Consider the following 25,240-nt stretch of genomic DNA (forward strand, 5'->3'; position numbering starts at 1 on the left):
GTTTCGATGAACACTGCGCCGATTCCCAGCGATACCGCCGCCCGCGCCATCACAGGCGCAAACTCACGTTGGCCGCCGGACGAACCGCCGCGCCCGCCGGGTTGTTGCACCGAATGGGTCGCATCCATCACCACCGGATACCCGGTCTGGGCCATTTGTGGCAGGGAGCGCATATCAGCCACCAGCGTGTTATAGCCGAACGAAGTGCCACGTTCGGTCAGCAGGATGTTGGTATTGCCAGTGCTTTCGATCTTTTCGACTATATTCGGCATCTCCCACGGCGCAAGAAACTGACCCTTTTTTACATTGACCACTGCGCCCGTATTACCCGCAGCCAGCAGCATATCCGTCTGGCGGCACAAAAACGCTGGGATCTGCAGGACGTCTACCGCCTCGGCGGCGATGGCACACTGCGCTTCGGTATGAACATCGGTCAGGACCGGTATGCCCATCGTCTTGCGGATACCATCCAGAACCTGCAACCCCGCATCAATGCCCATGCCGCGTTTTCCAGACAGCGAGGTCCGGTTCGCCTTGTCATAGCTGGCTTTGAAAACGTACTGCGCGCCAGCGGCGTCGCAGGCTTCTTTCATCTGCCCTGCGATCATCTGCGCGTGATCGGCGGTTTCAAGCTGGCACGGGCCCGCGATGATGGTGAGCGGAAGGTCGTTGCCCACTGTCAGATCGGCGATTTTTACATGTTTCATGAGTCTTACGAGGATACCTGTTCACGAAGGATCGACGCGGTAAGCGAGATCATGAGGTAGATACCAGCAAAAACCAGAAATGCCAAAATCGTATTTTCGAACTTGCGTGGATAGCTGGGATCATCGCTGGGCACGGGGTTTACGAACACCGTCAGATAGCGCACCTGACGGTTGGCCTCGATCCGGGTGGTTTCCATTTGCTGCAATGCTGTTTGCAGAATCAGATCCCGTGACGCCAGGTCGGCCTGTGCCATCTGAATGCGAACGTTAAGCTGTGCCAGCGAGTTCTCGCCGTTCGAGGCGTCGAGCATCTCGGCATTGAGCGATGCCAGCACCGCTTCCAGTCTTTGGATATCAGCCTGGGCACCGTCGACTTTGGCCTTGTTCGGGCGGGCGTTGTCCAGCAATGCGGCCAGTTCAAGCTCCTTGTCCTGCAACTGCACCTCGACCTGGTCGATCCGCGCGCGCAGGCTGGCAATCACGCTGGCCGGATCCAGTATCGCACCTTCCTGCTGCAATTGGACCAGTGCCTCCTGCGCGTTTCGACGTTCCGCCTGCGCCATTTCGAAACTGTCGCGCGCGTCCTTCATCTGGTCCTCGCGCTTCTGTTCGGACAGGTCGTTCACCCGTTCTTCGGCATACGAGATCAGTTTTTCGGAATACTCCGTGGCCACCAGCGGATCAGGGGCGATCACTTCCATCCGGATGACACCCTCGGTCGGGTCATAGCCAAGTTTCACTGATCGCTTGTAGATCTTGTAGGCCGCCTCGTTGCTGGCATCGCCAGGCAGGCGTTGTATCTCGTCGATCCAGGGTTGCTGGAACTGTGACTTGAACCCGACGTCGCGATCCAAAAGCAGCATTGCTTCTTTCGATTCCAGGAATGACTGGACCGAGATCGAATCCTGGCTGGTGGCGAACTGGGTGCCTGCAAACAGGCTGCCAACGCTGCCCAGTGCTCCGTCGGCTTGCAGGATGACAAATTCGGACTTGGTCGAATACATCGGCGTGGCGTAGCGATAGAAATAGGTTCCGACCAGCGCGGTGGGCAATATGACGAACATCGCCAGACGGGCCATAAGGCCGAACATCTTTCTGCGGCGACGCCGAGCAATATCGCGCTGAATCTTGCCGATCTCCATCTCGCGACGTTGCGACGGGCTGAGTTCGGTCGAGGGCAGGGTCTCGCGCCGCTCGCGGATGGTTTGCGGCAGCTGTATCCGGTCGCGTGGTTGTTCATCGTCGGACTGGGTTTGCGTAACCACCAGATCCAGCACGTTGGTTCGGCTAGTCGGGTCGATCCCTTTCTGCCGCAGCAAACGCACCGCGTCATAATCCGATGTTGCGGGCAGTTTGTGCTTTTGCGCCAGACGCCTTGCTACGCGCAACTGTCGCCCGGTCAGCCCCTCGCGCTTGATGGCCTCCAGTTCTTCACCCACCTGCGTCTCGGGTTCGTGCTGGCCCAATGCACGGCGAATCCGCTCGGCTGGTGAAAGCTGACCGGTTTCGTGTCCGTCCTCACCTGCGCCGGATGCCTGATCGCGCCGGATGCGATATTTCCTAGCCTTGGGTTTGGTAGTCATAAAGCTGCGTTGCCTCTTCCAAGGTTTCAAAGTGATAAAGCTTACCGTCCATCAGGACGGCAGCCTGATGCGCAAATTTCTCGAGAATCTGCGGGCTGTGCGACACGATCACGATGGTTGTCGTGCGCAACCGTTCCTGCAGGATCGACCCTGCTTTCTTGTTGAACTCCACATCCGTTGTTGCGGGCATCCCCTCATCGATCAAATACATGTCGAAATCCAATGCCAGCATCAACGCAAATGTGAACCGTGACCGCATGCCCGAGGAATAAGTGCCAAGTGGCTGGTCAAAATACTCTCCCAGATCGCACAGCCACCGGCAATAAGCCTCGACATAATCCGGGTCCATTCCATACAGCCTGGCGATATAGCGGGCGTTCTCCATGGCCGAGATGCGTCCGATTACGCCGCCCATGAATCCGAGCGGGAACGAGATGTTGCATTCGCGGCGGATAATGCCCTCGTCCGGTTTTTCCAGCCCCGCCATCATGTTGATCAGCGTCGTCTTGCCTGTACCATTGGGGGCCAGAATGCCCAGCGATTTTCCCAGCTCGACCCGAAAGGAAACGCGGTCGAGGATCACCTTACGCTGGGTGCCCGTCCAGAAGGATTTGCTGACATTCTCGAATTCTAGCATCGTGCGTCTGCCGCTGGGTGGCCTCTGTTTTTGTCGGTGGGCGCGGACCCTGCCAGTACAGGCCGCATGCCGGGTACACTTTTATCTTGGCCACATTATGTCGAAATGTGAAACAAATGATCAACGTGGGATTGATGCGTCCGGCCAATTGTGCGGTCGGGCATTGACCTGCCTCTAGCATTACGGGGCCAGACGGCACAAGTCGCCCCGATCGGGGAGACACTGCAATGACATCGACCGTGGCCCGGGAAATCAGCGCCTGTCGCCTGTGTGCCGACAAGTTCGCGGCAACGGCAACCGCGCATCTGCCGCGCCCGGTTGTCTGGTTCCGTCCCGGTGCGCGCATCCTGATCGCGGGGCAGGCTCCGGGCGCACGGGTCCATGCGTCGGGCCGCCCCTTCACCGATCCCTCTGGTGACCGGCTGCGCGACTGGCTTGGGCTGAACGAGGATATCTTTTACGACCTGTCCCGCGTTGCCGTGGTTCCGATGGCGTTCTGCTTTCCCGGGTACGATGCCCGCAATGCAGACCTGCCGCCACCGCCGATCTGTCGCCGCACCTGGCACGACCGTGTCATCGACGAGTTGGGAGAGATGCCTCTGACCGTTCTGGTTGGCGGCCACGCCCACAAATACCACCTGCGTGCCCGCGCCCCCGTCACCGAGACCGTTCGCAATTGGCGAGACCATGCGCCGCGGGTCTTTGCCTTGCCTCACCCGTCCTGGCGCAATACGGCATGGCTCAGGAAACACCCGTGGTTCGAGGCAGAGCTGCTGCCGGTGCTGCGCGCCCGGGTGCAGGAGGTTCTGAATGACTGAAACAACTGCCCTGGACGTCGCTCATGCGGCAATCGAGGCCACCCCCGACAGCGACGCCGCCCGTTTGCGCTTCTATGAAAGGTTGGCCGACAGCGAACTGTTTCTGATGCTGACCAAAGAGGCGCAGGGTGAAAACATCTCGCCCGAGCTTTTCGACGTGGCGGATGGCCGCTTCGTGCTGGCTTTCGACCGCGAGGACAGGCTGGCGCAATTCGCCGGGCGTCCCGCCCCCTATGCGGCATTGTCGGGACGGGTGCTGTCGTCGATGCTGGCGGGGCAGGGTATCGGTCTGGGTCTGAACCTCGAAGTTGCCCCATCCTCGATCCTGATCCCGGCCGAAGCGCTGGCGTGGCTCAGCGATGCGCTCGGCCACGAACCCGACGAGGTATCGGCGCGAATCACTCGGTTTCTCGCCCCGAAGGGCTTGCCGGATGTCCTGATCCAGGCGCTCGACGTCAAGCTTGCGACTGCGGCCGGGTTGGTCCAACGCGCGTATCTGGTCGGGACCGAAGACGAAACTGGCACCCGCGGGCACCTTCTGGCCTTTGTCGGTGCTGTAGATGGCGCGGAGGGGGCTTTGGCCAAGGCCGCCTCCGAGGCTTTGACCTTTTCCGGCATCGAGGCTGGGACAATGGATGTCGGGTTCTTCTCCGCCTCTGACAGCGCCGTTGAAAAGCTGGCGAAGACGGGATTGTGTTTTGATCTGCCTCAGCCCGAGACGCCGCAGCCTCTGCGCCCGACACCGGGCAGCGACCCGTCCAAGCCGCCGATCCTCAAGTGACGCCCGGCGCACCATCACAACATGGCGCTTCAAGCAGCAGTCGGGCGGTTATTCCGCCGCGTCCTCCAGCTTGTCCTGCGTGCGGGTTTCGAAATCCGACGCCGCGTGCCGCTCGCGCAACTGGAACTTCGGCTCGCCTGATGTCTTGTTGACCATGCGGCCCCGGCTCACCGCCGGGCGGGCGTCGATCTGCCTGGACCAGCGCATCACGTTCTCATAGCTTTCCGCATCCAGAAATTCGGCCGCGCCATAGTTTCGGCCCAGCACCAGTTGTCCGTACCAGGGCCAGATCGCCATGTCCGCAATCGAATAGTCTTCACCAGCGATATAGGTCTTGTTCGCCAACTCCCGATCCAGCACATCCAACTGCCGTTTGACCTCCATGGCAAAGCGGTTGATCGGATATTCCCATTTCTCCGGCGCATAGGCGTAGAAATGACCAAAGCCGCCGCCCAGATAGGGCGCGCTGCCCATCTGCCAGAACAGCCAGTTCATCACCTCGGTGCGCGCCGGGCCGCTTGCAGGCAGGAAAGCCCCGAACTTTTCGGCCAGATGAAACAGGATCGAACCGCTCTCGAATACCCGCACCGGTTCATCCCCGGACCGGTCGACGAGCGCAGGGATCTTTGAATTCGGATTGATCTCGACAAAGCCCGAACTGAACTGGTCGCCGTCCCCGATCTGGATCAGCCACGCATCGTACTCGGCGCCTTCGTGCCCCTGCTCCAGAAGCTCTTCAAGCATGACCGTCACCTTCACCCCGTTCGGCGTGGCCAGCGAGTAAAGCTGTATCGGATGTTTGCCTACCGGCAGGTCCTGGTCATGGGTCGCGCCGGCTATGGGACGGTTGATATTGGCGAATTGCCCGCCGTTTTCCCGGTCCCACACCCAGATCTTCGGGGGAGTATAGCTGGTTAGATCGCTCATTCTGCGCCTCTTCGAGTTGTTCGTGCCACCGGGTGCCTCTTGCTCAGTTAATATTTCATTTTTCTATGTCTACCCCCAGAGGTGGAATAAAAAAGCTGTAACATATCCCGATTTCAGCTCACGAAACTTCTTTGCCCGTCACAGAGCCGCGAGGCCCTCTTCGTTCCCGGCCCGAAATGCATATTGTCCTCGCAGATCAACCGACGCCGCCACACGGCGCATTGGAAAACCGAAAGGACCGATTTGATGAAACGTCTTCTTGCTGCGCTGGCCGCCACGGCCGCCTTTGCCATTCCTGCCTATGCCGGCCCGCAATATGTTGACGGAACCGGCTACGCCGCGTCCGGCTATGATGTCGTCGCCTATCGCGATCTGTCGCAATCGGCCGTCGGTCAGGCGCAGCCCGAAGGCGTCAAGGGCAACGCCGCCTTCACCGCCGAATACAACGGCGCCACCTGGGCATTCGTCTCCGAGGAGAATCGCGAAAAGTTTCTTTCAAATCCAGAACATTTCGCGCCGCAATACGACGGCCATTGCGCCTATGGCGTGTCGCGCGGCGGCAAGGTTCCGGGCAACCCGAACCTGTGGCGCATCGTGGATGACAAGCTTTATCTCAACATCACCAAGAACGTTGTCGGTTTCTGGGAAGAGGATATCCCCGGCAACATCAATCTGGCTCAGGGGAACTGGCCGGGCATCGAGCCCGATGCCGCATCGACCAACGTGATCCCGAATTTCACCTCCAGCGCTCCGACCAAGTAAATCGGCTGAATGTGAGTAACGAGTGTACGCCCGGGCGTACTGCCCGGGCTTTTTATGTCTGCAACTCAGTCAGGCTGCGTCTGTTTCATTCTAGTCCCAAATACCCCGGGGGTGAATTGCCCGCAGGGCAAGAGGGGCAGCGCCCCTGATTTCCCCAAAAGGGGCGCGACGCGTTCAAGCAACCTTCCTGTTCAGTAATGCCCTGCAACAAAACCACGCCGAAAACCGGAGTAGTTCATTGTCTGGTTGTGGAAAGGTTTCAGCGCCGCCGGTCGCGGCGGGCGCTCATTGGCTGAAAGGCCACGCCCACATGCGCCTCGCAATAGGGTTTTCCCTGTTCCACAGGCAGGCCGCAGAACCAGAAATCCTCGGTCGCCGGATCGCCGACGGGCCATTTGCAAGTCCGCTCGGTCAATTCCATCAGTGTCAGCTTCTTGGCCTTTTTCTCGATCTCGTTGACCTTGGCCAGTGCTTCGGGGCTGATTTCATTGGCCGAAGGTTGCGGCGGCAGCGGTTGGCCCGCCGGGATGATCTGGCGGCGCGGCGGTGTGGCCGGTTTGGTCTCGACCGCAGGCGCCGGGGCTGGGCGCGCCGGTTCGGTCTTGGGGGCGGGTTTCGGTTTTGCTTCGGCTTTCGGGGCGGGGGTCGGTTTTTCCTTGGGTTCCGGTTTGGCCGCAGCTGCGCCCGTAGTGCGGTTCGACAGGCCCAGACGATGCACCTTGCCGATTACCGCGTTGCGGGTGACCCCACCTAATTCCTTGGCGATCTGGCTGGCCGACTGGCCTTCGCCCCACATTTTCTTGAGCAGCTCTACACGCTCGTCAGTCCAGGACATGGGTTGCCTTTCAAAAGCGGGAAAGCGGCCCCCTTGATCGCGGCCGCCTTCGGAATTCGTCATAGGCCCCTATTCTAATCACTGTGCGCCGAGTTACAAGCTGTCTTCGAATCGGATGAGGGGCGGATGATGCAGAATTTCGTCGATCGGGGCGCACCACGCTTTGGCCGCTGCAACTGGATGGGTCTCTATACGCTGGCGCAGCGCGAAGTGCAGCGATTTCTCGCGGTTTGGACCCAGACCTTGCTGGCGCCACTGGTGACCGCCGGGCTGTTCCTGCTGATCTTCAACATCGCAATCGGGCCCGGGCGCCCCGATGTGATGGGAGTGCCATTCCTGACCTTCCTGGCTCCAGGCATCATGATGATGACGGTGATCCAGAACGCCTTTGCCAACACCTCGTCGTCAATGGTGATAGCCAAGGTGCAGGGCAATATCGTCGACACGCTGATGCCGCCGCTCTCGCCGCTGGAAATTCTGCTGGGCTATCTTGCCGGGGGCGTTGCCCGCGGCGTCCTGATTGCGCTGGCCGTCAGCATCGCATTGGCGCTGGTGCTGGGAATGATTCCGTACCATCCGCTCGTCGCCCTTGCCTTTGTCATCCTCGGCGGCGCCTTCATGGGTGCACTTGGCCTATTTGCCGGGATCTTTGCCAACAAGTTCGACCAGATGGCGGCGATCACCAACTTCATCGTTACGCCGCTGGCCTTCTTGTCCGGCACCTTCTACTCGGTCGAAGCGCTGCCGCCGGTACTGAACCGGCTGTCCCATGCCAATCCGGTTTTTTACCTTATTGACGGGCTGCGCTTCGGGATGATCGGCGTTTCCGACAGCTCTCCTTTTGTGGGTCTGGTGATCTGCACGCTGGCGACTGTCGCGGTTTGTTGCGTGACATGGCAGATGATCAGAACCGGATACCGGCTCAAATCCTAGGCGGTTTCCGGCTCGGCCAGCGTACCCGGCAGCAACGCTATGCGCGGTCGTCCAAGCCTGGGATGCAGGCGCGCCGCGACCTGCCAGGCGCCGAACAGCGCAAGACCACCGGCGGCAAAAACGCCCGCAACCGGTGCTACCAGCAAGACCACCGAGGCAACGCCAGGTGTCAGAATGCCCGAGACATCGCGATAACTGGAATAGATCGCCGACATCTCGGTGCGCTCGGACGGTTTGACTGCCAGCAGGAATGGCAGTCCGGCACAGATATCCAGCACGATCAACCAGACCGAGCCGAGGACCAAACTGGCTACCGACACGACGGGCCAGCCCGACAACACGCCCGCCCCGGCGAAACAGGCCGCGCAGGCCAGAAACCCGATACGGACCGCGCTGCGCAGCGACCGCCCCTGCACCCAGCGCAGGATCAGCGGCGCTGCAAACAGCATGGCGTTGGTCAGCGACAACAGGATGCCGCCCAGCTGCTCACCTAACCCGTTTTCGATGGCAAAGATTGGCAGATAGACCACATAAATCCACCAGCCGCAGGACCGAATCATGGCAAACATGTACCCGGCAACCAGCCGCGGCTGCGCGAAAAAGCGCGGCAGAAAGGCCAGTGGATTTCGTGCCGGACCGCGCGCTTTTGCGATCAGCTTGCCGTTGCCCAGCCTCAGCCACCAAAACACCGCCAGCATCAGGATCGCTGCCGTACCGCTTATGACAAACGGGGCAGGTGGCCAGACCTCCATCAATAGCACCCCGGCCATCGGCCCGGCTGTCCAGCCCAAAGCGCTATAGAACATTCGGCTCGTTTCGCATCTTCCCAGCTCGATCCGATCGATATAGTCCAGCACATAGGCGTTGAAGCAGATGAAGGTGACAACTGCGGCCACCGTATTGCAGGCCAGCGCCGCCATGACGGTTTCAGGCGTGCCCTGAATGGCAAGACCGGCCCCGGTGACATAGAGTAGCGTACCGCCCGTATAGGCCCAGCGGCGCGGGATGAAACGGATGGCAAAAGGTACCATCAGACCTGCGGACAGCGAGGCGATGCCAACCAGGAAATACAGAAACGAGACCTGTGCCGCATCCTGCAGCGCCCGGTACAGCACCAGGGGAAAGACCGAGATCAGAATGCCGCGCACAACCGCTTCGAGACCGGCAAGGATGCCGAAATCGCGAACGGATGGGGCAGGAGCGTGGCGAACCCACTCGGGAATGCGTCTTTCGTGCATGCGGCAATCTTTCTAACCAACAAGCGCCAAAATTGCCGGATTGCACCATTGCTTCATCAACAATTGCGACATGGGCGTCGCGCATGGACCCGGATTTCGGGAATTTTACTGGGTTGCGTGGAACATAAGCTTAGCGGCGTCTCGCTTCTCGCCAGACCAGGATAAGCGCGCTTGTCAGGATGATCGCGGCCCCCGTGACCGTGACCAGATCGGGAACGACAGAAAAGGCAGCAAAGTCATAACACGCAGCAAAGATCAGCGTGGCATAGCTGATCGGCGCCACGAAAGAGGCATCGGCACGCGCCATACCATTGACGAAACAGAATTGCGCACAAGCCATCAAAACGCCAACGCCCGCCAGCGCCGCCCATTGGGCGGGCGTGGGTTCGTGCCAGACGAATAGCACGGCCACCGACGCAATGGTCAGGCCCATCGCGTTGTTGATCAGCAGAACCTGCAAGGCGATCTCGCGCCCCGCCAGCTTTTTGATGAAAATCAGCTCCATTCCAATCACTGCCGCTGCCGTCAGCGCTAGCAGAGCCGCAGGCTGAAAACTCGCCGGCGTAGGGCGCAGCAGAACCAGTGCCCCGATAAGCGCGACACCTGCCGCCAGCCAGCGCCACGGGCCAACCCGCTCGCCCAAAAGTGGGATTGCCAGCACCATGCCGAATACCGGGTTGAGAAAGGAAATCGCGGTGGCGTCCGCCATCGGAATATAGGCGACCGAAGCAAACATCAGCGTCACACCGGCCCAGCCGAAACTCGTCCGGCCCAGATGCAGCCTCCAATGGGGCCGCGTCAGGTGTGGGCGGAACGCCGCCACCGCCATAACGATAACCAGAAAAGCGAACAGAAACCGCCCGTGACTGATCTGCATCGCGTGCAAGGGAGGCCCGAGTGTATCCGTCCCCAAGGCCTTGGCCAACAGCGTCGTCGCCGCGATAAAGGCGGTCGCGACAAAGATCAGCCCTGCGGCCAAAGCAGGATTTTGCGCCTTCGGGGTGAACATGGGCGAAAGCGGTGCGCCAAAAAAGGGGCCTTGGCAAGACGCAATTCAGCGCTCAGCGCAAAACCGGTGGGGCCGCCAGCGCCGCCTTGGCTTGTTTGAGGCTGTCCAAAAAACGCTCCGCCCGCACAATCCGCGCTTCGACCTCGTCAATCCGGTCCTGCAGAAACGCCTCGCCGTCAAAGCTGTCGGGATCGGCGGCTTCCAACTGCCCCAGCAACATGACCAGTTCCGCAATGCTGATGCCTGCCGCCTGTGCATCGGCAACTTGCTCCAGGGTGATCAGCGCGTCTTCGGGATAGTCGCGATAGCTGTTGGTGTTGTCCGGCCCCGGATCTGACCGGATCAGCCCTTGGCGTTCATAAAACCTCAGCGTGTCGCGGCTCAGCCCGCTGCGCCGCGCAAGTTCCCCGATCCGCATGTTTCAAAACCGTTGACTTAACTCCATGGTTTTGATCCTATGTCAGACAGTCATTATCTGCAAGGACAAGCACCATGGGTCCCAAATGCCAAAGTTGCGGCATGCCGCTGTCAAAAGATCCCCAGGGCGGCGGGTCCGAAGCTGACGGCGGGCGAAGCACGCGTTACTGCTCGCTGTGTTACGAAAACGGTGCGTTCCGCCATCCCGACGCATCGCTGGAAGAGTTTCAGTCTCATTGCGTCGATGCCCTTGTCGCCAAAGGCATGCCCCGCATCCTTGCCTGGGCTTTCACTCGCGGCATGGGCAAGCTCGACCGCTGGCGCTCGGCGGGATGATCCGGCGGCAATTTTGACCCTGCGGCAATAATAGGGTTTTCAGGCTGTCTTTTCACGTCTATAGAGCGGCCATGATCAAACGCGCACATATCCAGCTGCTCCGACGCCGACGCCTCTCTGCGTAATCGGCCTGTTTGATCCCATGTGCCTGCCAAATTGGCACAAATCTCACCAAATCTGTTGACGAACCGGGCCTTCGTGTATCACTCACGAGGCTCAAACGACCCGAAAAGGATGATCCAATGATCCCGTCCGTTCTGCCGACCTATAACCGCGCGCCCTTGTCATTTGTAAAGGGCGAAGGCGCCTGGCTGACCGAGGCGGATGGCCGACGTTTTCTGGACCTCGGCGCAGGGATCGCGGTGAACGCGCTGGGCCACGCCCATCCGGCGCTGGTGGCCGCCCTGACGGAACAGGCCCATGCGCTGTGGCATGTCTCGAACCTCTACAACATCCCGCAACAGCAGGCACTGGCAGACAAGCTGGTCGAACACACCTTTGCGGATACGGCATTCTTTACGAATTCCGGTACCGAAGCCTGTGAACTGGCCGTGAAAATGGCCCGCAAGTATTTCTATGACAAAGACCAGCCCGAACGGGTTGAGATCATCACCTTCGATGGTTCCTTCCATGGCCGGTCGTCGGCGGGCATCGCAGCGGCCGGGTCCGAGAAGATGACCAAAGGCTTTGGCCCGCTTTTGCCGGGCTTTGTCCACGTCACCTTTGGCGATCTCGACGGTGTCACCGACGCCATCACGGAAAATACCGCAGCCATCCTGATCGAACCGATTCAGGGCGAGGGTGGCATCCGCCCCGTACCCGATGCCGAACTCAAGGCCCTGCGTGCCATTTGCGACGAACACGGTCTGCTGCTGATCCTGGACGAGGTGCAATGCGGCGTCGGTCGGACCGGCAGGCTCTTCGCCCATGAATGGGCCGGGATCACCCCGGATATCATGATGGTCGCCAAAGGCATCGGCGGTGGTTTCCCCCTCGGCGCTGTGCTGGCAACCGAAGATGCGGCGTCCGGTATGACCGCAGGCACGCATGGCTCCACCTATGGCGGCAACCCGCTGGGCTGCGCCGTGGGCTGTGCGGTGATCGATCAGGTCGCCACACCCGCCTTTCTCGAAGGTGTCAACCGCAAGGCCGGCCTGTTGCGCCAGAAACTCGAAGGCCTGGTCGCCGATCACCCCGAGGTCTTCGAAGAGGTGCGCGGATCGGGCCTGATGCTCGGCCTGAAATGCAAGGCGCCAAATATAGATGTGGTCAATGCGGGCTATGACAATCTGGTCATCACCGTCCCCGCCGCCGACAACGTCATCCGCCTGCTGCCGCCCCTGACCCTGACCGAGGATGACATCGCCCAGGCCATGATCCGCCTCGAAAAGGCCGCCAATCAGATCGAAACACAGCTCGCAACTGCCTGAGCTTCATCTTTTCCCAAATACTCCGGGGGTGTGGGGGCAAGGCCCCCACCGCCCGACCAGCCAAAAGCGAAGCGATATGAACCATTTTCTCGACATCCACAAAACCGATGCCACCGCGTTGCGGTCCATGATCGATCAGGCGGGCGCGATGAAACAGGCGCGTCTGGGCCGTCCCAAGGCCGCCCCTGATGACGAACAGCCGCTAAAAGACCGCATGGTCGCGCTGATCTTCGAAAAGCCCTCCACCCGGACGCGCGTGTCCTTTGACGTTGGCGTGCGCCAGATGGGCGGCCAGACCATGGTGCTGTCAGGTAAGGACATGCAGCTGGGTCACGGCGAAACCATTGCCGATACGGCCCGTGTGCTGTCGCGCTATGTCGACATGATCATGATCCGCACCTTTGATGAGACCATCCTGACCGAGATGGCCGAATATTCCGACGTGCCCGTCATCAACGGCCTGACCGATCGCACCCATCCCTGCCAGATCATGGCCGATGTTTTGACGTTCGAGGAACACCGCGGCCCCATCGCGGGCAAGAAAGTGGTCTGGACCGGCGATGGCAACAATGTCTGCGCCTCGTTCCTGCACGCCGCCGGTCAATTCGGCTTCGATCTGACCTTCAGCGGCCCGGCCCAGCTTGACCCTGAAGAAGAGTTCATGGGTTTTGCCCGCCAGAAGGGTTCCAGAGTCGTCATCGAACGGGACCCGCACAAAGCGGTCGAGGGCGCTGATCTGGTGGTTGCCGACACCTGGGTTTCGATGCATGACAGTCAATCCGCCAAGGAACGTCGTCACAACATGCTGCGCCCTTATCAGGTCAACGCGGAACTCATGTCACATGCCAAACCTGACGCGCTGTTCATGCACTGCCTGCCCGCACATCGTGAGGAAGAAGCAACCTCCGAGGTCATGGACGGGCCGAACTCGGTCATCTTCGATGAGGCCGAGAATCGCCTGCACGCGCAAAAGGCCATCATGCGCTGGTGTCTGGAGCAGTGATCGGGGATTGCCCGGCCGTCGCGCCGGGCATAACCAATGCCTGCGCCTCCGGCCCTGCGAACCAGTCGTGCAGCGCCGTCTCTATTACCTGAACCACCTTGCGCGGAGGACCTTCGGCCCTCCCCGAAACCAGATGCAAACCGGGCAGACCGCCGCCCAGCGGTCGCGCAACCAGCGGATCCCCTGCATAGCTCAGCATCGTTTTGGGGCGCATGTTCAATACGGCGATACCCAACCCGGCCCCGACCAGCGCCCGCACCATTTCCAGCGTGCTGGCCGTGGCAGCGATGTGCGGCTCTATCCCGGCCCGCCGTAGCAAACCACGCACATAAGGGCCTGCAAGCGGCAGATCCAACACCACCATCGGCTGTCCCGTCAAAGCTTGCGGATCGATCTCTGCGTCTGCGGCCAGGGCATGGCCCTCGGGCAGCAGCACGTAGGGCGGCAAATCCAGCAGCGGACGCGTTTCCACACCGGCCAGCAACTCGTCTCCGGCAAAGATGCTGATATCCAGCCTGCCCTCCAGCAAACCGGTTTGCGCGGTGATGTTGTCGCATTCACGCAAATCAAGCGTGATATTCGGGTGCCTTGCCAGCAGTGGGTTCAGAATGGCTGGCAGAAACGCGGGCGCGGTGGGGGCATAATAACCGATATGCAATTTGCCCTGTAGCGCATGACCCAACGCGTACCCTTCGTGCATGACGTCGCCATAGCTCTCAATCAGCCCACGCACCCGCGCAGCCAGCGCCTGACCAGCCGGGGTTGGCGCTATGCCCCGGGCCCGTGCGCGCCGGACCAGCGTTGTGCCGAACTCGGCCTCAACCCGGTCCAGCGCAGCGGCAACTGCCGATGGTGCCAGATTCAATACCTCTGCCGCGCCGGCGATTGATCCGGTTTCGACCGCAACCATGAAAGACCGCAGCATGCGCAACGACAGGCGCAATTCATCCATATCCAGGCCCAATTCGATTTTTCTGTTCTTATTCTCCAATATTTTCTGTTTTTCATGGGAAGTCAAAGCTGTCACGGTGTGCTGCATCCGTACGGAGCCTCCGATGACCAAACCGCAGTTGCCCGGATGGGCTCACATTCCGGAAACGCCAATTCTGGTTTCTCCATTCTTTTCATGGCCGCCTGACCCGCGCCGCATGGTGCGCTGGGTTACCGCGCGGTGGCTTGGCGTCGCCGAGAACGTGATCGTGCTGGCGCTGGCCATGATCAGCTGGATCTGGCTGACGCCTTCGCTTGACCGTATGGTCACCCTGTCACCGGATTGGATTGCGCTCATCTGGCTGCGCAACATCGGGCTGATGCTGCTGGTTGCTGGCGGGCTGCACCTGTTCTTCTTCGGTCGCAAACTGCAGGGTGACCGCCTGAAATTCGACCCGCGCCCGCTGTCGGACAAGGGGCGGCAGTTCAGCTTTTCCAATCAGATACATGACAACATGTTCTGGAGCCTGACTAGCGGTGTCGGCTGCTGGACGCTCTGGGAAGTGGCAATATTGCATGGCATGGCGCGCGGCTGGCTGCCGGTGTTCATGCCGTCAGACCACCCCTTTCTCTTCGTGTTGATCCTGCTGCTGACACCGGTCTGGATTTCGTTCCACTTCTACTGGATTCATAGGGTGTTGCATTGGGGGCCGCTCTATCGGCTGGCGCATGCTCTGCATCATCGCAACGTCAATGTTGGTCCGTGGTCCGGTCTGTCCATGCACCCTGTCGAGGCACTATTCTTTTTCTCCTCCGTTGTGATCCACCTGATCGTACCGTCGCACCCCATGCACGTCCTGTTCCACCTGTTCCATCAGGGCCTGACGGCAGCCAGTTCGCATACCGGTTTCGAAAGCCTGTTGGTGCGCGATCGCAAAACTTTGGCGCTGGGTACCTTCCACCACCAGATGCACCACCGCTACTTTGAGGTGAACTATGGCAATCTGGAAATGCCATGGGACCTCTGGTTCGGCACCTTCCATGATGGTACACCCGAAGCCCACACCCGCCTAAAAGACCGCCGCCAGCGCCGCTCGCAATAGCCCCGTTGCCTTGGCGCCGGATTCACCCAATGATAGCGCCGGGGAAAGGGGGACACGGGGGCATGCACATAACCATCGCGGGCGCGGGCAGCATCGGCTGTTTTTGCGGCGGATTGCTGGCGGCAAGTGGCCATGACGTCACGCTGCTGGGCCGTTCGCGCATTCTCGACCGGATCGAAGAGCACGGTCTCACGGTCACCGATTTCTCGGGACTCAAGCTGACCGTCCCGGTCGACCGTCTTACCCTGACGACGGATCCCGCCTGCATGGCGCTGGCCGATGCCGTTATCGTCACCGTGAAAAGCGGCGCAACCCAAGAGATGGCGGACCTGATCGGCCAATACGCGCTGGCCATCACCCCGGTGCTGTCCTTCCAGAACGGTCTTGCAAATGCCCGGATGCTCCGCGCGCATTTGCCCAAACGGGATATCCGCCCCGCGATGGTGCCGTTCAACGTGGTCCCCACCGGCCCGGCGACCTGGCATCGGGCGACATCGGGCGATATCATGATAAAGGGCGGTCCGGGCGATTTGGCCTGGAAGTTGTCGGTGCCATACCTGCCGATTGTCGAGACCACTCGGATCGAAGCGGTGCAATGGGGCAAGCTGGTGATCAACCTCAACAACGCGCTCAACGCCCTGTCCGGGCTGACCCTGCGCGAACAGTTGCTGGACCGGGAGTGGCGGCGGCTGATGGCCGACCAGATGGCCGAGGCGCTGGGCGTGCTGAAAGCCGCCCGCATCGAGGTGGCTTCGCACACGCCGGTGCCTGCCTGGATGGTGCCTCATATCCTGCGCCTGCCCACGCCGGTCTTTACCCGGATCGCCGCGCAGATGCTGACCATCGACCCCAGCGCGCGCACGTCGATGGCATATGACCTCAAGGCGGGGCGCCCAACCGAAATCGACAGCCTGCAGGGCGAGATCATCCGGCTGGGCGAAGTGCATTCCGTCCCGACCCCGATCTGCAACAGGGTCGCCACGCTGATCCGCGACGCCTCACGATCGGGCAACCGCAACCCCGGTCTCGACTCTGCGTGGATTGCGGCGGTGAATTGAAATCCAGCACTCAAATGCCTTGGCATTTCGGTTATAGGTGTGGGTGATCTGGGTGTCCTATGGGCCGTCGGTTCGTCCCGTGCCAAAATACTGGCAAATACGGACATCTTAATGCAAAATTGGTCGATCCGGCCTGCCAATCGTGCCGTACGACAAGGTCGGCTGCGATCAGACAACGACGAAGTATGCCTTTTTCGTATTCAGAGTTGCGTTTACGATGATTATGCAATCGACACGGTCCGCAAGGATTATTCCCCATATTCGGGCTTTGTCCCGGGCCGGGTTGAATGTCGAACACGCCTTCGCCCGAAACGGTTTGCCGACACTCGCGCTTGAGCGTCCCGACGTCAGATTGTATTCACCACGTACTTACCGAGTTCTGCACGATCTCGGAAGGCGTGAGGGATTCGCAAACCTGGGTTTTTACGCCTCGTCCGAACAAAAGTTCGAAGCTTTCGAAGACCCCTTCAAAAGCTGGGTCGCCGGGGCGCTATCCGTCTGGCAGGCGCTGTTGCGTTTTTTTGTCGCCCTGAACATCGTCAACCCCACCAGATGCGGCGCAATTCAGATCCGGAACCAGACAGCGGTCGTCATCATAACGGTGGCGGATCCGCGGCCAAATTCGACGTGGTTGAACTATTCGGACTGGAACTGTGTGTGGATCATCGTTCAGATCATGCGCAGTGTACTTGGCCCGGATTTCGCGCCTGACTCCGTGGCCGTGATGTCAACATGGGCCAGCCCTGCGGAAATCGACAGACTATTGCCGGGAACCCGGGTGTCATGCGGTTGTCCTCAACTCGAGGTCAGGTTTCCCGGGGCGCTACTTTCGCGCAGATTTGCTGCAATCACCTCGACCCCACCGGGTCCGGGGCATTTGTATGAGACGGCGAAATCGCAGCCGTCGCGAACATTGGGCGAAGTGCTGAGGCCCTATCTTCTTGACGGGCAAGTCCAAAACTTGGCAGAGTTTTCGGCAATCCTCGAAGTCAGTCCGCGCACCCTGCAACGCAAGCTCAAGGGAAACGGCCTGACGTTTTCGGCATTGTTAACGCAGGAAAGAACCCGGTTGGCGATGGATATGTTGCGCGACCGCAGCCTGTCGCTGGCCGAGATCAGTACGGCCTTGGGCTACTCAGAACAATCAAGCTTCACCCGTGCATTCAGCAGGACAATGGGTATCGCCCCGGGCGCATGGCAAGGCCTCTACACGCATTGACTTGTCGGAATGGTTTGCCACTTCAGGTGGCGCGAAATGTCAATACAAATACCAGCCAACGTAGCACAGTGAACGAAACGTCTCGTTTGATGGCGCAAATTCTCTACCAACAGGAGATGCTAATGAAATGCTTGGTTCTTTCAGTTATTGCAGCAGCGACCGCATCGCTGGCATCCGCGCAAGAGGATGCCGGACAAGTTCTTTTCACGAATGTACATGTGTTTGACGGGGTCAGCGACACCAGGATTGAAAATGCCAACGTGCTTGTCGAAGGAAACCTGATCAGAAAGTTTTCGACCGAAGCAATCGATGCCGCCGGGGCCACGGTGATCGACGGCGGGGGGCGCACGCTGATGCCGGGCTTGTCCGATACACATACCCACATTGCCTTCGGCTCGCTCAGCCAGGTGAATTTCCTGGTTGGCCTCGAAGGCTACAACTACATTCACTCGACCATCGACGCCGAAGCTATGCTGATGCGCGGCTTCACCTCGATCCGGGACATGGGCGGAAACACATTCGGGCTGAAAAAAAATCGACGAGGGGCTGGTTCCGGGGCCGCGGATTTATCCGGCCGGTGGTGCGATCAGCCAAACTGCCGGACACGGCGATTTCCGCTTTCCAAATCAGGCGAACCCCAGCTTTGGCGGCGATCTGGCAGCCCCCTACGAGCAGGGTCACGGCTTCCTGGTCGATGGGGTGCCTGCAGTACTTGCGGCGGTGCGCGAGAACCTGAAATTTGGGGCTTCGCACATCAAGGTGATGGCCGGTGGCGGCTACAGCTCGCCGGCGGACCCTCTGTTGGGTAACCAGTTCACGTTTGAGGAAATCAAGGCCGCTGTCGATACAGCTGCCGATTGGGGCACCTATGTCACCGTACACGCCTATCACCCCAGCGCCATCGAGCGGGCGATCAACGCAGGTGTCAAGGATGTCGGCCACGGCCAGCTTCTGACCAAGGAAATCTTGCAGCGCATGGCGGAAGAGGGCGTGTTCCTCAGCACCCAGCCCTTTACCGTCTGCAACGAACCGCAGTTGGACGATTTCTCGAACGCCAAGCTGGCTCAGGTCTGCGAGGGTACCGCCAATGTTTATCAATGGGCCAAGGAAATTCCGAACCTCAAGGTGACCTACGGTACCGATTTGTTCTTTGTCCCTGCCGAAATGTTCGAGGAGCAGGCAAAAATGATGGAACGCCTTCTACCCTGGTACAAGCCGGTGGAAATTCTGCGCATGGCGACCAGCACGGCCGGGGAACTGTTCGCCTTCAGCGGCGATATGCGCAATCCCTATCAGGAAGGCACCCTGGGCACAGTCGCCGAAGGTGGATATGCCGATCTACTGCTTGTGGATGGCAACCCACTCGAGGACCTGAGCGCGGTGACGAACCACGAGAACCTCAGGATCATCATGAAAGACGGAGTGATCCACAAGAACACGCTGAACTGAACTGCCAACAGACGACTCAGATCAAACCAGCGTGTTCAGGATCAGGAAGATCACCGCCGACATGAGTGCGGCGGCAGGCACAGTGATCACCCAAGCGGCAACGATGGTCATGAAATGCGACCGCCGCACCAGCTTGCGGCGCTGGCGTTCTTCACGCGCCAGACGCAACTCGGCCGGTGTCTGGCTGGCCGAGTTCCGCCGCCGGCGATCGGAATGCCATTCGCGATAGAATCCTACGCCAAAGACACCGCCCACCGCGATATGGGTGGAACTGACTGGCAGGCCCAGCCAGCTTGCGACAATTACCGTGATGGCGGCGGACAATGCCACGCAATAGGCGCGCATCGGGTTCAGCTTGGTGATCTGGCTGCCAACCATGCGGATCAGCTTGGGGCCGAACAGGAACAGGCCGAACGAGATGCCGAACGCCCCGATCACCATCACCCAGCTCGGGATCGATACCTTGGCGGAAAAGCTGCCGAACTCGGTCGCGTGCACGATGGCCGCCAGCGGACCGACCGCATTGGCGACGTCATTGGCACCATGGGCAAAGCTCAACAGCGCCGCCGAAATGACCAACGGTAGGCCGAACAGCGTCTTGACCGACTTGGTGCGGTTCTCCATGCCCTCGGATTTGCGCCGCACCAGCGGCACGGTGATGGCCCAGGACGCAACCGCGGCGACAAGACCGATCAACAGGGCGTATTCCAGATCGATCTTGACGATCTTTTTCAGTCCCTTGACCGCAAGGTAAGAGGAGAAAGCGCCCGCCATGACCGCCACGAGTATCGGGACCCAGCGGCGCGCGGCGGCGATCTTGTCGTCTTGATACTGGATCTTGTGCTTGATAAGCGCCAGAAACAGTGCCGCGATCGCACCGCCCAGCACTGGCGAGATCACCCAGCTTGCCGCGATCGTGCCCATCGTCGACCAGCTGACCGCCGACAGGCCCGCCGCTGCGACGCCGGCCCCCATCACGCCGCCCACGACCGAATGCGTGGTCGATACCGGTGCACCAACCCATGTGGCCAGGTTCACCCACAGGGCCGAGGATATCAGCGCCGCCATCATCGCCCAGATAAAGACCTGGGTATCCTCGACCGATGCCGGATCGATAATGCCCTTGGAAATGGTCGACACCACGTCACCGCCCGCCAGCAAGGCGCCCGCGCTTTCGGCGATTGCTGCAATGGCGATGGCCCCGCCCATGGTCAGGGCATTGGCGCCCACCGCAGGCCCCATGTTGTTGGCCACGTCATTTGCGCCGATGTTGATGGCCATATAGGCCCCGAACGCCGCCGCAGCGATGACAATGACGTTGCCACTGACACCGCCAAAAAAAACTGACGCCACCAGACCTGCAAGCACGATGAAGGCCAGCGATATGCCCGGTGCAACCAGCGGACGCGAGACATAGCTCGTGGCCGCCTCCACACGCGAGATGCGCTTGAGGTCCTTATCGAGGGATTTCCAGCGGGTTGGTGTCGGTGAATCGGTCATGATCTTTCGGCAGCAGGTGTCACGTCGCGCCCGCGACTAGTCGCTTGCCCCCCGACCCGCAAGAGAAACGTCAAAAAACCTTCGTGAATGCGCTACAATTGACGCAGAATGGCCTGCAGTTCGGGTTCGTTCACCCGGTTGGCAGCATCTGCCGGAGACATCCATTTCCGCTTGCGCTCATGCGCCTCGGGGTAATCGTCTGACAGGCTGTCGACCAGCAACCGGTAGACGCTGGTCCGGACGGTCTGCGACGACCCGTCATCCAGCACCTTGTCATAGGAATACCGTCCCACCGGGTCTTGCCAGACATTCGCCTTGCGCACGCCGGCCTCTTCCCACGCCTCGCGAAGTGCGCTTTCCGGCCCGTCCAGCCCGTCGATGGGCCAGCCCTTGGGCACGATCCAGCGGCCCGATCCCCGGCTGGTGATCAGCAGAACCTCGTCGCCGCGCTTGGTGGGCCGCGTGCACAGCGCCGCAACCTGCACCCCGTCAGGGCGCCGGACCAGAGGTCGCACAACCTCTTCCCAAGCTTTCCGTAACCGTTTGTTCATCGGACCGATTTCGTGTTCGCGCTGATAAATCGATGCCGCTTTAAATAAAGGTTTCGCGGTCGGATTCAACGGGAGGCGCAGAATTTATTCACAACCGTCACCGGGTTGCGCCGGTTTCCGCCATATCGCATTCTGCGCCGGTCAAACAGCACGGGGACAGGCATGGGCAAGGCAAGGATCGGGGTCTACGGTCTGGGAACGATGGGCAGCGCATTGGCCCTGAACTTTGCCGAAAATGGCATCCCCATCTGCGTCACAAATCGCGAGGTGGACTGGATCGATCCATTCGTGACCCGGGCCGGGCCATTGGCCGACAGGATCAGCACGGCCCCAACCCTGGCAAAGTTTGTCGCGCAGCTCGAAACCCCGCGCCTGATTCTGCTGATGATCCCGTCGGGCGCGCCGGTTGATGCCATGATCGATGCTATCCGCCCGCTTCTGTCGCCCGGCGATACCCTGATCGATGCTGGCAACGCCGATTTCAACGACAGCCGCCGCCGCTCGGCAGAGTTTGCGGGAACGGGGCTGCACTTCGTCGGCATGGGCGTTTCCGGCGGAGAAGAGGGCGCGCGCCACGGCCCTTCGATGATGGTGGGCGGCTCGGATCACAGCTGGCACCACCTGCGACCGTTGCTGGAACCGATTGCCGCCAAGTTCGACGGAGATCCTTGCGTCGCGCATCTTGGCCCTGACGGCGCGGGGCATTTCGTCAAGACTGTGCACAACGGCATCGAATATGCCGACATGCAGATGATTGCAGAAATCTACGGCCTCCTGCGCGATGGGGCAGGGTGGGAGGCACCGCGCATCGGCGCGCTGTTCCGGCGTTGGGAAACCGGCCCGCTTGCCTCGTTCCTGGTCGAGGCCACCGCCCGCGTCCTGCTAGCCACCGATCCGCTCTCGGGCCGACCGATGGTCGACATGATCCGCGATCGGGCCGGCCAGAAGGGCACCGGGCGCTGGACCGTGATCGAGGCGCTGAAACTGGGCCAGTCCGCCTCGGTTATCGAGGCCGCCGTCGGCGCCCGCGCTTGGTCGTCCGCCAAACCCGCCCGGCTGGCCGCCGCCGCGCAGTTGCCGCCCGCAGATTGCACAGTGTCGACTCCCCATCCAGATTTGCTGACGCAGGCTCTTTTTGCAGGCCGCCTTCTGGCACATCTTCAGGGCTTCGACATCCTTCGCGCCGCCTCGGCCGAATACGGCTGGTCGCTGGATCTTGCCCGCATCGCCGAGATCTGGCGCGCGGGCTGCATAATCCGCTCATCCCTGCTCGACGACCTCGCCCCGGCCCTGCGTGAAAGGCCCGAACGCCCAGCCTTCCTCGCCCCGGCCGTACCGGACCTTCTCGCCCCCGCGTTGCAAGGCCTCCGGGCTATCGTGGCGCAGTCAATCACCTCGGGCCTGCCGGTTCCCGCGCTCTCCTCCGCGCTCGGCTGGTACGACAGCATCCGCCAGGCCACCGGCACCGCCAACCTGATCCAGGCACAACGCGATTTCTTCGGCCATCACGGGTTCGAGCGCACCGATCGCCCGGGGGAAACGCATGGCGAGTGGGGATAGGCGGGATAAACTGAAGAGTTCAGCACCGTCGAAAGAAAGTCTACCCCAAGCCGCTCCGGTCAGGTTGCAGAGATCGACCCGATCAGATCACAACCCTAACCGATGCCCAACTCAAAGTAATCGTAGCCTTCGGGCGGATTGACGTCCCAGGGCGCAACCATCCTGAACCCCAGCCGTTCATACAGGCGTCGGGCTGGCAATTGACGCTCCCCGGTTGTTAGCCTGACGTTGAGATATCCTTGTTCTCTGGCCAGCTTGATCACCGCCTCGCAAAGGGCATGTGCAACGCCGCTTTTTCTGAAAGCAGGAGCAACGAACATCGATTTCAGCTCACAGTTTTCACCATCCATTCGATAGGTCGCCACCGTTCCCGCCGGTTTGCTGCCCAAATAAGCAACAAGGACATTTCCTTGCGGCGGAAGGTACACAGCCGGAAGTTGTGGTGAGCGCTGAAAAAACCACGACCCCCGGTAGTACTCTTCGATGGTTTCCAGGTCGTCGTGGTAGAGAACTTTGTTCGCTTCATACAAACCTCGCATGAGACTTGCCGCGTGGTTGATCTCAGCCTGCGATCGTGCTTCGCAAATGTTCATAACTTTCTACTCCCGCACATGTGGGGCAAGTCGATCTTAACACCGGTTCTGCTATGATGCACACGACGATGAGAGTTTCCTTTGCTCCGCCAGCAGGCTCAGGGCCCAAAACGCTCGGTGAATTTCACCGGCAATATCCAGGTAGCGAGGATTTCTTCGTCCCCATCCAAAAGCGGCAACAGATCCGGGATCGAATTTTCCAGATCAACGGACGTGACACTGTTAGGGTGGTTCAGCCCCTGTATCATATAGGAAATCTGCTTGATCCGAAAACCGACCGGGTCTCCTTCCGGGGCATCCGGATCAACCACCTTCCCTTGCTGCGTCGAATATCGCGGTGCCAGCCCCGAGTATGACATTTCTAGCCTGAGCGTCCCGCTTTCGGCGTCGATTTCCCAATGGTCGGTGACCGCAGCATGACCACGACTTTCAGTAACCCGCGATACCGAACGGCGCATGTTGACCATGCTAACGCGGGTGGTCGAACTTGGGGTCAGATCGTCGGTGGCAAACCGGCCCGCGTTGAAGATACGCCACTTGACCGCTTCGTTGCGACCCCATGTAAACAGCCGCATGTTGAGATAGCCGGTATCCCGCCGCGGCTTTCCTTCGGGATTCAGATCGGAATGCGTTTCACCCAGGATAATCAGCAGGTTGGCCCCCGCCCAAGCGCCTTTTGTCCAGGGGGCCAGCGTCCAGCCCTCAGGCAACAAACTCTGAGCCGCCTCGGAACTAACCTTCAAATACAGAAAGACTTCCTCGGAAATCGTGGACCCCAGCGGTGTTTCTGCCCGCGATTGAGACGGTAACGCGCTCAGAAGCAGGACCAGAAAGATAACGAAACGCCTGACTAACATTGTGCACCTCCTGAAGGAAGCAGCGCCAAGTCAATCCAGAGTACATGCTTTGTGGCCGCAAAACAAACGGCGCACTCTAAAACGTTGAGCGGCCGGTTGGTTTCTTTGGCGTTACCGGCCTTTCGCGCAATTTTCGTGTTATGCTTTGGCAGTAAACCGGAGGGGGCCATGGCATTCGAGGAATTTCGCAAACAGGAATTGGACGGCTGGGACAAGCGGGCCGAGAATTACGAAACCCTGACCGCGCGTGTCACGACCCAGGCAATCCCCGCCCTGCTCAGCGCCATTCGCGCGCGCGTCGGTCTGAAAGTGCTCGACATCTGCACCGGGCCGGGTTTCGCCGCGGGCGCCGCCGACGCAATCGGGGCGCATGCCGAAGGCGTTGATTTTGCGCCTTCCATGGTCCGAACCGCAGCCCGACGCTTTCCACACGTGCCTTTCCGGGAGGGAGACGCGCTTGCGCTCGATGCACAAGACGAAAGCTATGACGCCGCAATCTGCAACTTTGGCGTCTTTCACTTCACGGACCCAACGAAAGCATTTTCCGAAGCCTTCCGTGTCATCCGACCGGGCGGGCGCTACGCCTTCAGCCAGTGGTGCTCGCCGAAAGACTCCGCATTGTTCGCCACGGTTTTCGGAGCGGTCTTGCGGCACGCGGACATGAGCGAAGTCCCGCCGTCACCAGACGCATTCGCCTATTCCGACCGCGATCTGTGCGCAAAAGCACTGATGGTCACAGGTTTTGAAGATATACAAGTCATCGACGTTCCAAGTTGTTACCATGGTCAATCAAGCGGCTTCTGGTCCGAGTTCCTGCAATTCAGCGTTCGAACGCCCATCATCATGGACCAGCAAACACCCCAAGCCGTGAAGGCAATCGAATCCGACGTCACCGAGGGCATTCTCAAGTTTGAACGCGACGGAGCGGTCGCTATCCCAATGCCGAGTTTTGTCGTCTCGGGAACAAAACCTTCCTGAGAATTCCGCGTCGGAAAACACGTCCA

26 protein-coding genes are annotated in these 25,240 nt (G+C 60.2%); 13 read left to right on the forward strand and 13 right to left on the reverse strand.

Going from position 1 to position 25,240, the window contains the following annotated elements:
- From kdsA to AC2FMY_RS09795, 3 genes are all read right to left on the reverse strand, one after another.
- The coding region (gene kdsA, locus AC2FMY_RS09785; protein ID WP_496807323.1) for a 3-deoxy-8-phosphooctulonate synthase at positions 1 to 707 on the reverse strand (707 nt) is incomplete at its 3' end.
- A 5-nt stretch (positions 708 to 712) separates the two neighbouring features.
- Positions 713 to 2,290 carry a KpsE/RkpR family capsule polysaccharide export protein gene (locus AC2FMY_RS09790; protein WP_480749457.1) on the reverse strand — a complete coding sequence of 526 codons (1,578 nt, stop codon included), beginning with the start codon at positions 2,288 to 2,290 and terminating at the stop codon, positions 713 to 715.
- A complete protein-coding gene (locus AC2FMY_RS09795; protein ID WP_480749456.1) occupies positions 2,268 to 2,927 on the reverse strand; it encodes an ABC transporter ATP-binding protein in 660 nt (219 codons plus the stop codon). The genes AC2FMY_RS09790 and AC2FMY_RS09795 overlap by 23 nt, the downstream gene beginning before the upstream one ends.
- 227 nt (positions 2,928 to 3,154) lie before the next feature.
- Here AC2FMY_RS09795 and AC2FMY_RS09800 point away from each other — a divergent pair, with 227 nt between their 5' ends.
- Both AC2FMY_RS09800 and AC2FMY_RS09805 read left to right on the forward strand, forming a co-directional pair.
- Complete coding sequence (locus AC2FMY_RS09800) at positions 3,155 to 3,745, forward strand: uracil-DNA glycosylase family protein (RefSeq protein WP_496744171.1); 591 nt, start codon at positions 3,155 to 3,157, stop codon at positions 3,743 to 3,745.
- Positions 3,738 to 4,526, forward strand: coding sequence for an SseB family protein (locus tag AC2FMY_RS09805; protein WP_496744172.1), 789 nt, complete (start codon positions 3,738 to 3,740; stop codon positions 4,524 to 4,526). The genes AC2FMY_RS09800 and AC2FMY_RS09805 overlap by 8 nt, the downstream gene beginning before the upstream one ends.
- A gap of 48 nt (positions 4,527 to 4,574) precedes the next feature.
- Here the strand turns inward: AC2FMY_RS09805 and yghU are convergent, their stop codons facing one another.
- The gene (gene yghU / locus AC2FMY_RS09810) at positions 4,575 to 5,453 is read right to left on the reverse strand and encodes a glutathione-dependent disulfide-bond oxidoreductase (RefSeq protein WP_480749453.1); all 879 of its coding nucleotides are present in this window, start codon (positions 5,451 to 5,453) and stop codon (positions 4,575 to 4,577) included.
- 246 nt (positions 5,454 to 5,699) lie between these two features.
- Here yghU and AC2FMY_RS09815 point away from each other — a divergent pair, with 246 nt between their 5' ends.
- Positions 5,700 to 6,215: a YHS domain-containing (seleno)protein gene (locus AC2FMY_RS09815; protein ID WP_496744174.1), complete on the forward strand. Its 516-nt coding sequence runs from the start codon at positions 5,700 to 5,702 to the stop codon at positions 6,213 to 6,215.
- A 259-nt stretch (positions 6,216 to 6,474) separates the two neighbouring features.
- Here AC2FMY_RS09815 and AC2FMY_RS09820 read toward each other — a convergent pair whose 3' ends face one another.
- A complete protein-coding gene (locus tag AC2FMY_RS09820; RefSeq protein WP_480749451.1) occupies positions 6,475 to 7,050 on the reverse strand; it encodes a GcrA family cell cycle regulator in 576 nt (191 codons plus the stop codon).
- Between the two features lie 129 nt (positions 7,051 to 7,179).
- Between AC2FMY_RS09820 and AC2FMY_RS09825 the strand changes: the two genes are divergently transcribed.
- Positions 7,180 to 7,983: an ABC transporter permease gene (locus AC2FMY_RS09825; protein WP_480749582.1), complete on the forward strand. Its 804-nt coding sequence runs from the start codon at positions 7,180 to 7,182 to the stop codon at positions 7,981 to 7,983.
- On the opposite strand, the gene AC2FMY_RS09830 is transcribed toward AC2FMY_RS09825, so the two are convergent.
- From AC2FMY_RS09830 to AC2FMY_RS09840, 3 genes are all read right to left on the reverse strand, one after another.
- Positions 7,980 to 9,221 (reverse strand): MFS transporter, encoded by a 1,242-nt coding sequence (locus AC2FMY_RS09830; RefSeq protein WP_496744176.1) that lies wholly within the window; start codon positions 9,219 to 9,221, stop codon positions 7,980 to 7,982. The genes AC2FMY_RS09825 and AC2FMY_RS09830 overlap by 4 nt on opposite strands.
- Positions 9,222 to 9,351: 130 nt before the next feature.
- Positions 9,352 to 10,230, reverse strand: a complete 879-nt coding sequence (locus AC2FMY_RS09835) for a DMT family transporter (RefSeq protein ID WP_496744178.1) — start codon at positions 10,228 to 10,230, stop codon at positions 9,352 to 9,354.
- Between the two features lie 52 nt (positions 10,231 to 10,282).
- Complete coding sequence (locus tag AC2FMY_RS09840; protein ID WP_496744180.1) at positions 10,283 to 10,648, reverse strand: MerR family transcriptional regulator; 366 nt, start codon at positions 10,646 to 10,648, stop codon at positions 10,283 to 10,285.
- A gap of 74 nt (positions 10,649 to 10,722) precedes the next feature.
- Between AC2FMY_RS09840 and AC2FMY_RS09845 the strand changes: the two genes are divergently transcribed.
- The 3 genes from AC2FMY_RS09845 (at position 10,723) to argF (ending at position 13,416) form a co-directional block, all read left to right on the forward strand.
- Complete coding sequence (locus tag AC2FMY_RS09845) at positions 10,723 to 10,983, forward strand: zinc ribbon domain-containing protein (protein ID WP_209598147.1); 261 nt, start codon at positions 10,723 to 10,725, stop codon at positions 10,981 to 10,983.
- 242 nt (positions 10,984 to 11,225) lie between these two features.
- Positions 11,226 to 12,413, forward strand: coding sequence for an aspartate aminotransferase family protein (locus tag AC2FMY_RS09850; protein ID WP_496807324.1), 1,188 nt, complete (start codon positions 11,226 to 11,228; stop codon positions 12,411 to 12,413).
- Between the two features lie 76 nt (positions 12,414 to 12,489).
- A complete protein-coding gene (argF, locus tag AC2FMY_RS09855; protein WP_496744182.1) occupies positions 12,490 to 13,416 on the forward strand; it encodes an ornithine carbamoyltransferase in 927 nt (308 codons plus the stop codon).
- Here argF and AC2FMY_RS09860 read toward each other — a convergent pair.
- Positions 13,391 to 14,368, reverse strand: a complete 978-nt coding sequence (locus AC2FMY_RS09860; RefSeq protein ID WP_480749445.1) for a LysR family transcriptional regulator — start codon at positions 14,366 to 14,368, stop codon at positions 13,391 to 13,393. The two genes, argF and AC2FMY_RS09860, sit on opposite strands and share 26 nt — an antisense overlap.
- A 103-nt stretch (positions 14,369 to 14,471) precedes the next feature.
- Between AC2FMY_RS09860 and AC2FMY_RS09865 the strand changes: the two genes are divergently transcribed.
- The 4 genes from AC2FMY_RS09865 (at position 14,472) to AC2FMY_RS09880 (ending at position 19,175) form a co-directional block, all read left to right on the forward strand.
- A complete protein-coding gene (locus tag AC2FMY_RS09865; protein WP_496744184.1) occupies positions 14,472 to 15,449 on the forward strand; it encodes a sterol desaturase family protein in 978 nt (325 codons plus the stop codon).
- Positions 15,450 to 15,511: 62 nt separating this feature from the next.
- A complete protein-coding gene (locus AC2FMY_RS09870; RefSeq protein ID WP_496744186.1) occupies positions 15,512 to 16,507 on the forward strand; it encodes a 2-dehydropantoate 2-reductase in 996 nt (331 codons plus the stop codon).
- A 223-nt stretch (positions 16,508 to 16,730) separates the two neighbouring features.
- Positions 16,731 to 17,726: a helix-turn-helix transcriptional regulator gene (locus AC2FMY_RS09875; protein ID WP_496807360.1), complete on the forward strand. Its 996-nt coding sequence runs from the start codon at positions 16,731 to 16,733 to the stop codon at positions 17,724 to 17,726.
- A 585-nt stretch (positions 17,727 to 18,311) separates the two neighbouring features.
- Positions 18,312 to 19,175: an amidohydrolase family protein gene (locus tag AC2FMY_RS09880; RefSeq protein WP_496807361.1), complete on the forward strand. Its 864-nt coding sequence runs from the start codon at positions 18,312 to 18,314 to the stop codon at positions 19,173 to 19,175.
- Positions 19,176 to 19,196: 21 nt separating this feature from the next.
- Here the strand turns inward: AC2FMY_RS09880 and AC2FMY_RS09885 are convergent, their stop codons facing one another.
- Both AC2FMY_RS09885 and AC2FMY_RS09890 read right to left on the reverse strand, forming a co-directional pair.
- A complete protein-coding gene (locus tag AC2FMY_RS09885; RefSeq protein WP_480749440.1) occupies positions 19,197 to 20,675 on the reverse strand; it encodes an inorganic phosphate transporter in 1,479 nt (492 codons plus the stop codon).
- A 92-nt stretch (positions 20,676 to 20,767) separates the two neighbouring features.
- Entirely contained in the window at positions 20,768 to 21,226 is a 459-nt protein-coding gene (locus AC2FMY_RS09890) for an NUDIX hydrolase (RefSeq protein WP_496807325.1), read from the reverse strand.
- Between the two features lie 162 nt (positions 21,227 to 21,388).
- On the opposite strand from AC2FMY_RS09890, the gene gnd reads away from it, so the two are divergent.
- A complete protein-coding gene (gene gnd / locus AC2FMY_RS09895; protein WP_496744192.1) occupies positions 21,389 to 22,786 on the forward strand; it encodes an NADP-dependent phosphogluconate dehydrogenase in 1,398 nt (465 codons plus the stop codon).
- 95 nt (positions 22,787 to 22,881) lie between these two features.
- Here the strand turns inward: gnd and AC2FMY_RS09900 are convergent, their stop codons facing one another.
- Together AC2FMY_RS09900 and AC2FMY_RS09905 are read right to left on the reverse strand one after the other, a co-directional pair.
- Positions 22,882 to 23,379 carry a GNAT family N-acetyltransferase gene (locus AC2FMY_RS09900; protein WP_480749437.1) on the reverse strand — a complete coding sequence of 166 codons (498 nt, stop codon included), beginning with the start codon at positions 23,377 to 23,379 and terminating at the stop codon, positions 22,882 to 22,884.
- Between the two features lie 98 nt (positions 23,380 to 23,477).
- On the reverse strand, positions 23,478 to 24,236 hold the full coding sequence (locus AC2FMY_RS09905) for a hypothetical protein (protein ID WP_496744194.1): 759 nt from the start codon (positions 24,234 to 24,236) through the stop codon (positions 23,478 to 23,480).
- Positions 24,237 to 24,404: 168 nt separating this feature from the next.
- Between AC2FMY_RS09905 and AC2FMY_RS09910 the strand changes: the two genes are divergently transcribed.
- Positions 24,405 to 25,214 carry a class I SAM-dependent methyltransferase gene (locus tag AC2FMY_RS09910; protein ID WP_496744196.1) on the forward strand — a complete coding sequence of 270 codons (810 nt, stop codon included), beginning with the start codon at positions 24,405 to 24,407 and terminating at the stop codon, positions 25,212 to 25,214.
- Positions 25,215 to 25,240 lie beyond the last annotated feature (26 nt).

The organism is Ruegeria sp. YKSE079, assembly GCF_059612845.1.

What these genes read in the sequence shown, in the direction of transcription:
- AC2FMY_RS09890 (WP_496807325.1), bottom strand. Translation starts at nt 21,226, where the DNA reads ATGAACAAACGGTTACGGAAAGCTTGGGAAGAGGTTGTGCGACCTCTG.
- AC2FMY_RS09865 (WP_496744184.1), top strand. Translation starts at nt 14,472, where the DNA reads ATGACCAAACCGCAGTTGCCCGGATGGGCTCACATTCCGGAAACGCCA.
- AC2FMY_RS09795 (WP_480749456.1), bottom strand. Translation starts at nt 2,927, where the DNA reads ATGCTAGAATTCGAGAATGTCAGCAAATCCTTCTGGACGGGCACCCAG.
- AC2FMY_RS09845 (WP_209598147.1), top strand. Translation starts at nt 10,723, where the DNA reads ATGGGTCCCAAATGCCAAAGTTGCGGCATGCCGCTGTCAAAAGATCCC.
- AC2FMY_RS09805 (WP_496744172.1), top strand. Translation starts at nt 3,738, where the DNA reads ATGACTGAAACAACTGCCCTGGACGTCGCTCATGCGGCAATCGAGGCC.
- AC2FMY_RS09905 (WP_496744194.1), bottom strand. Translation starts at nt 24,236, where the DNA reads ATGTTAGTCAGGCGTTTCGTTATCTTTCTGGTCCTGCTTCTGAGCGCG.
- AC2FMY_RS09840 (WP_496744180.1), bottom strand. Translation starts at nt 10,648, where the DNA reads ATGCGGATCGGGGAACTTGCGCGGCGCAGCGGGCTGAGCCGCGACACG.
- AC2FMY_RS09790 (WP_480749457.1), bottom strand. Translation starts at nt 2,290, where the DNA reads ATGACTACCAAACCCAAGGCTAGGAAATATCGCATCCGGCGCGATCAG.
- yghU (WP_480749453.1), bottom strand. Translation starts at nt 5,453, where the DNA reads ATGAGCGATCTAACCAGCTATACTCCCCCGAAGATCTGGGTGTGGGAC.
- gnd (WP_496744192.1), top strand. Translation starts at nt 21,389, where the DNA reads ATGGGCAAGGCAAGGATCGGGGTCTACGGTCTGGGAACGATGGGCAGC.
- AC2FMY_RS09800 (WP_496744171.1), top strand. Translation starts at nt 3,155, where the DNA reads ATGACATCGACCGTGGCCCGGGAAATCAGCGCCTGTCGCCTGTGTGCC.
- AC2FMY_RS09900 (WP_480749437.1), bottom strand. Translation starts at nt 23,379, where the DNA reads ATGAACATTTGCGAAGCACGATCGCAGGCTGAGATCAACCACGCGGCA.
- AC2FMY_RS09860 (WP_480749445.1), bottom strand. Translation starts at nt 14,368, where the DNA reads ATGGATGAATTGCGCCTGTCGTTGCGCATGCTGCGGTCTTTCATGGTT.
- AC2FMY_RS09815 (WP_496744174.1), top strand. Translation starts at nt 5,700, where the DNA reads ATGAAACGTCTTCTTGCTGCGCTGGCCGCCACGGCCGCCTTTGCCATT.
- AC2FMY_RS09870 (WP_496744186.1), top strand. Translation starts at nt 15,512, where the DNA reads ATGCACATAACCATCGCGGGCGCGGGCAGCATCGGCTGTTTTTGCGGC.
- AC2FMY_RS09850 (WP_496807324.1), top strand. Translation starts at nt 11,226, where the DNA reads ATGATCCCGTCCGTTCTGCCGACCTATAACCGCGCGCCCTTGTCATTT.
- AC2FMY_RS09825 (WP_480749582.1), top strand. Translation starts at nt 7,180, where the DNA reads ATGCAGAATTTCGTCGATCGGGGCGCACCACGCTTTGGCCGCTGCAAC.
- argF (WP_496744182.1), top strand. Translation starts at nt 12,490, where the DNA reads ATGAACCATTTTCTCGACATCCACAAAACCGATGCCACCGCGTTGCGG.
- AC2FMY_RS09820 (WP_480749451.1), bottom strand. Translation starts at nt 7,050, where the DNA reads ATGTCCTGGACTGACGAGCGTGTAGAGCTGCTCAAGAAAATGTGGGGC.
- AC2FMY_RS09910 (WP_496744196.1), top strand. Translation starts at nt 24,405, where the DNA reads ATGGCATTCGAGGAATTTCGCAAACAGGAATTGGACGGCTGGGACAAG.
- AC2FMY_RS09875 (WP_496807360.1), top strand. Translation starts at nt 16,731, where the DNA reads ATGCAATCGACACGGTCCGCAAGGATTATTCCCCATATTCGGGCTTTG.
- AC2FMY_RS09830 (WP_496744176.1), bottom strand. Translation starts at nt 9,221, where the DNA reads ATGCACGAAAGACGCATTCCCGAGTGGGTTCGCCACGCTCCTGCCCCA.
- AC2FMY_RS09885 (WP_480749440.1), bottom strand. Translation starts at nt 20,675, where the DNA reads ATGACCGATTCACCGACACCAACCCGCTGGAAATCCCTCGATAAGGAC.
- AC2FMY_RS09835 (WP_496744178.1), bottom strand. Translation starts at nt 10,230, where the DNA reads ATGTTCACCCCGAAGGCGCAAAATCCTGCTTTGGCCGCAGGGCTGATC.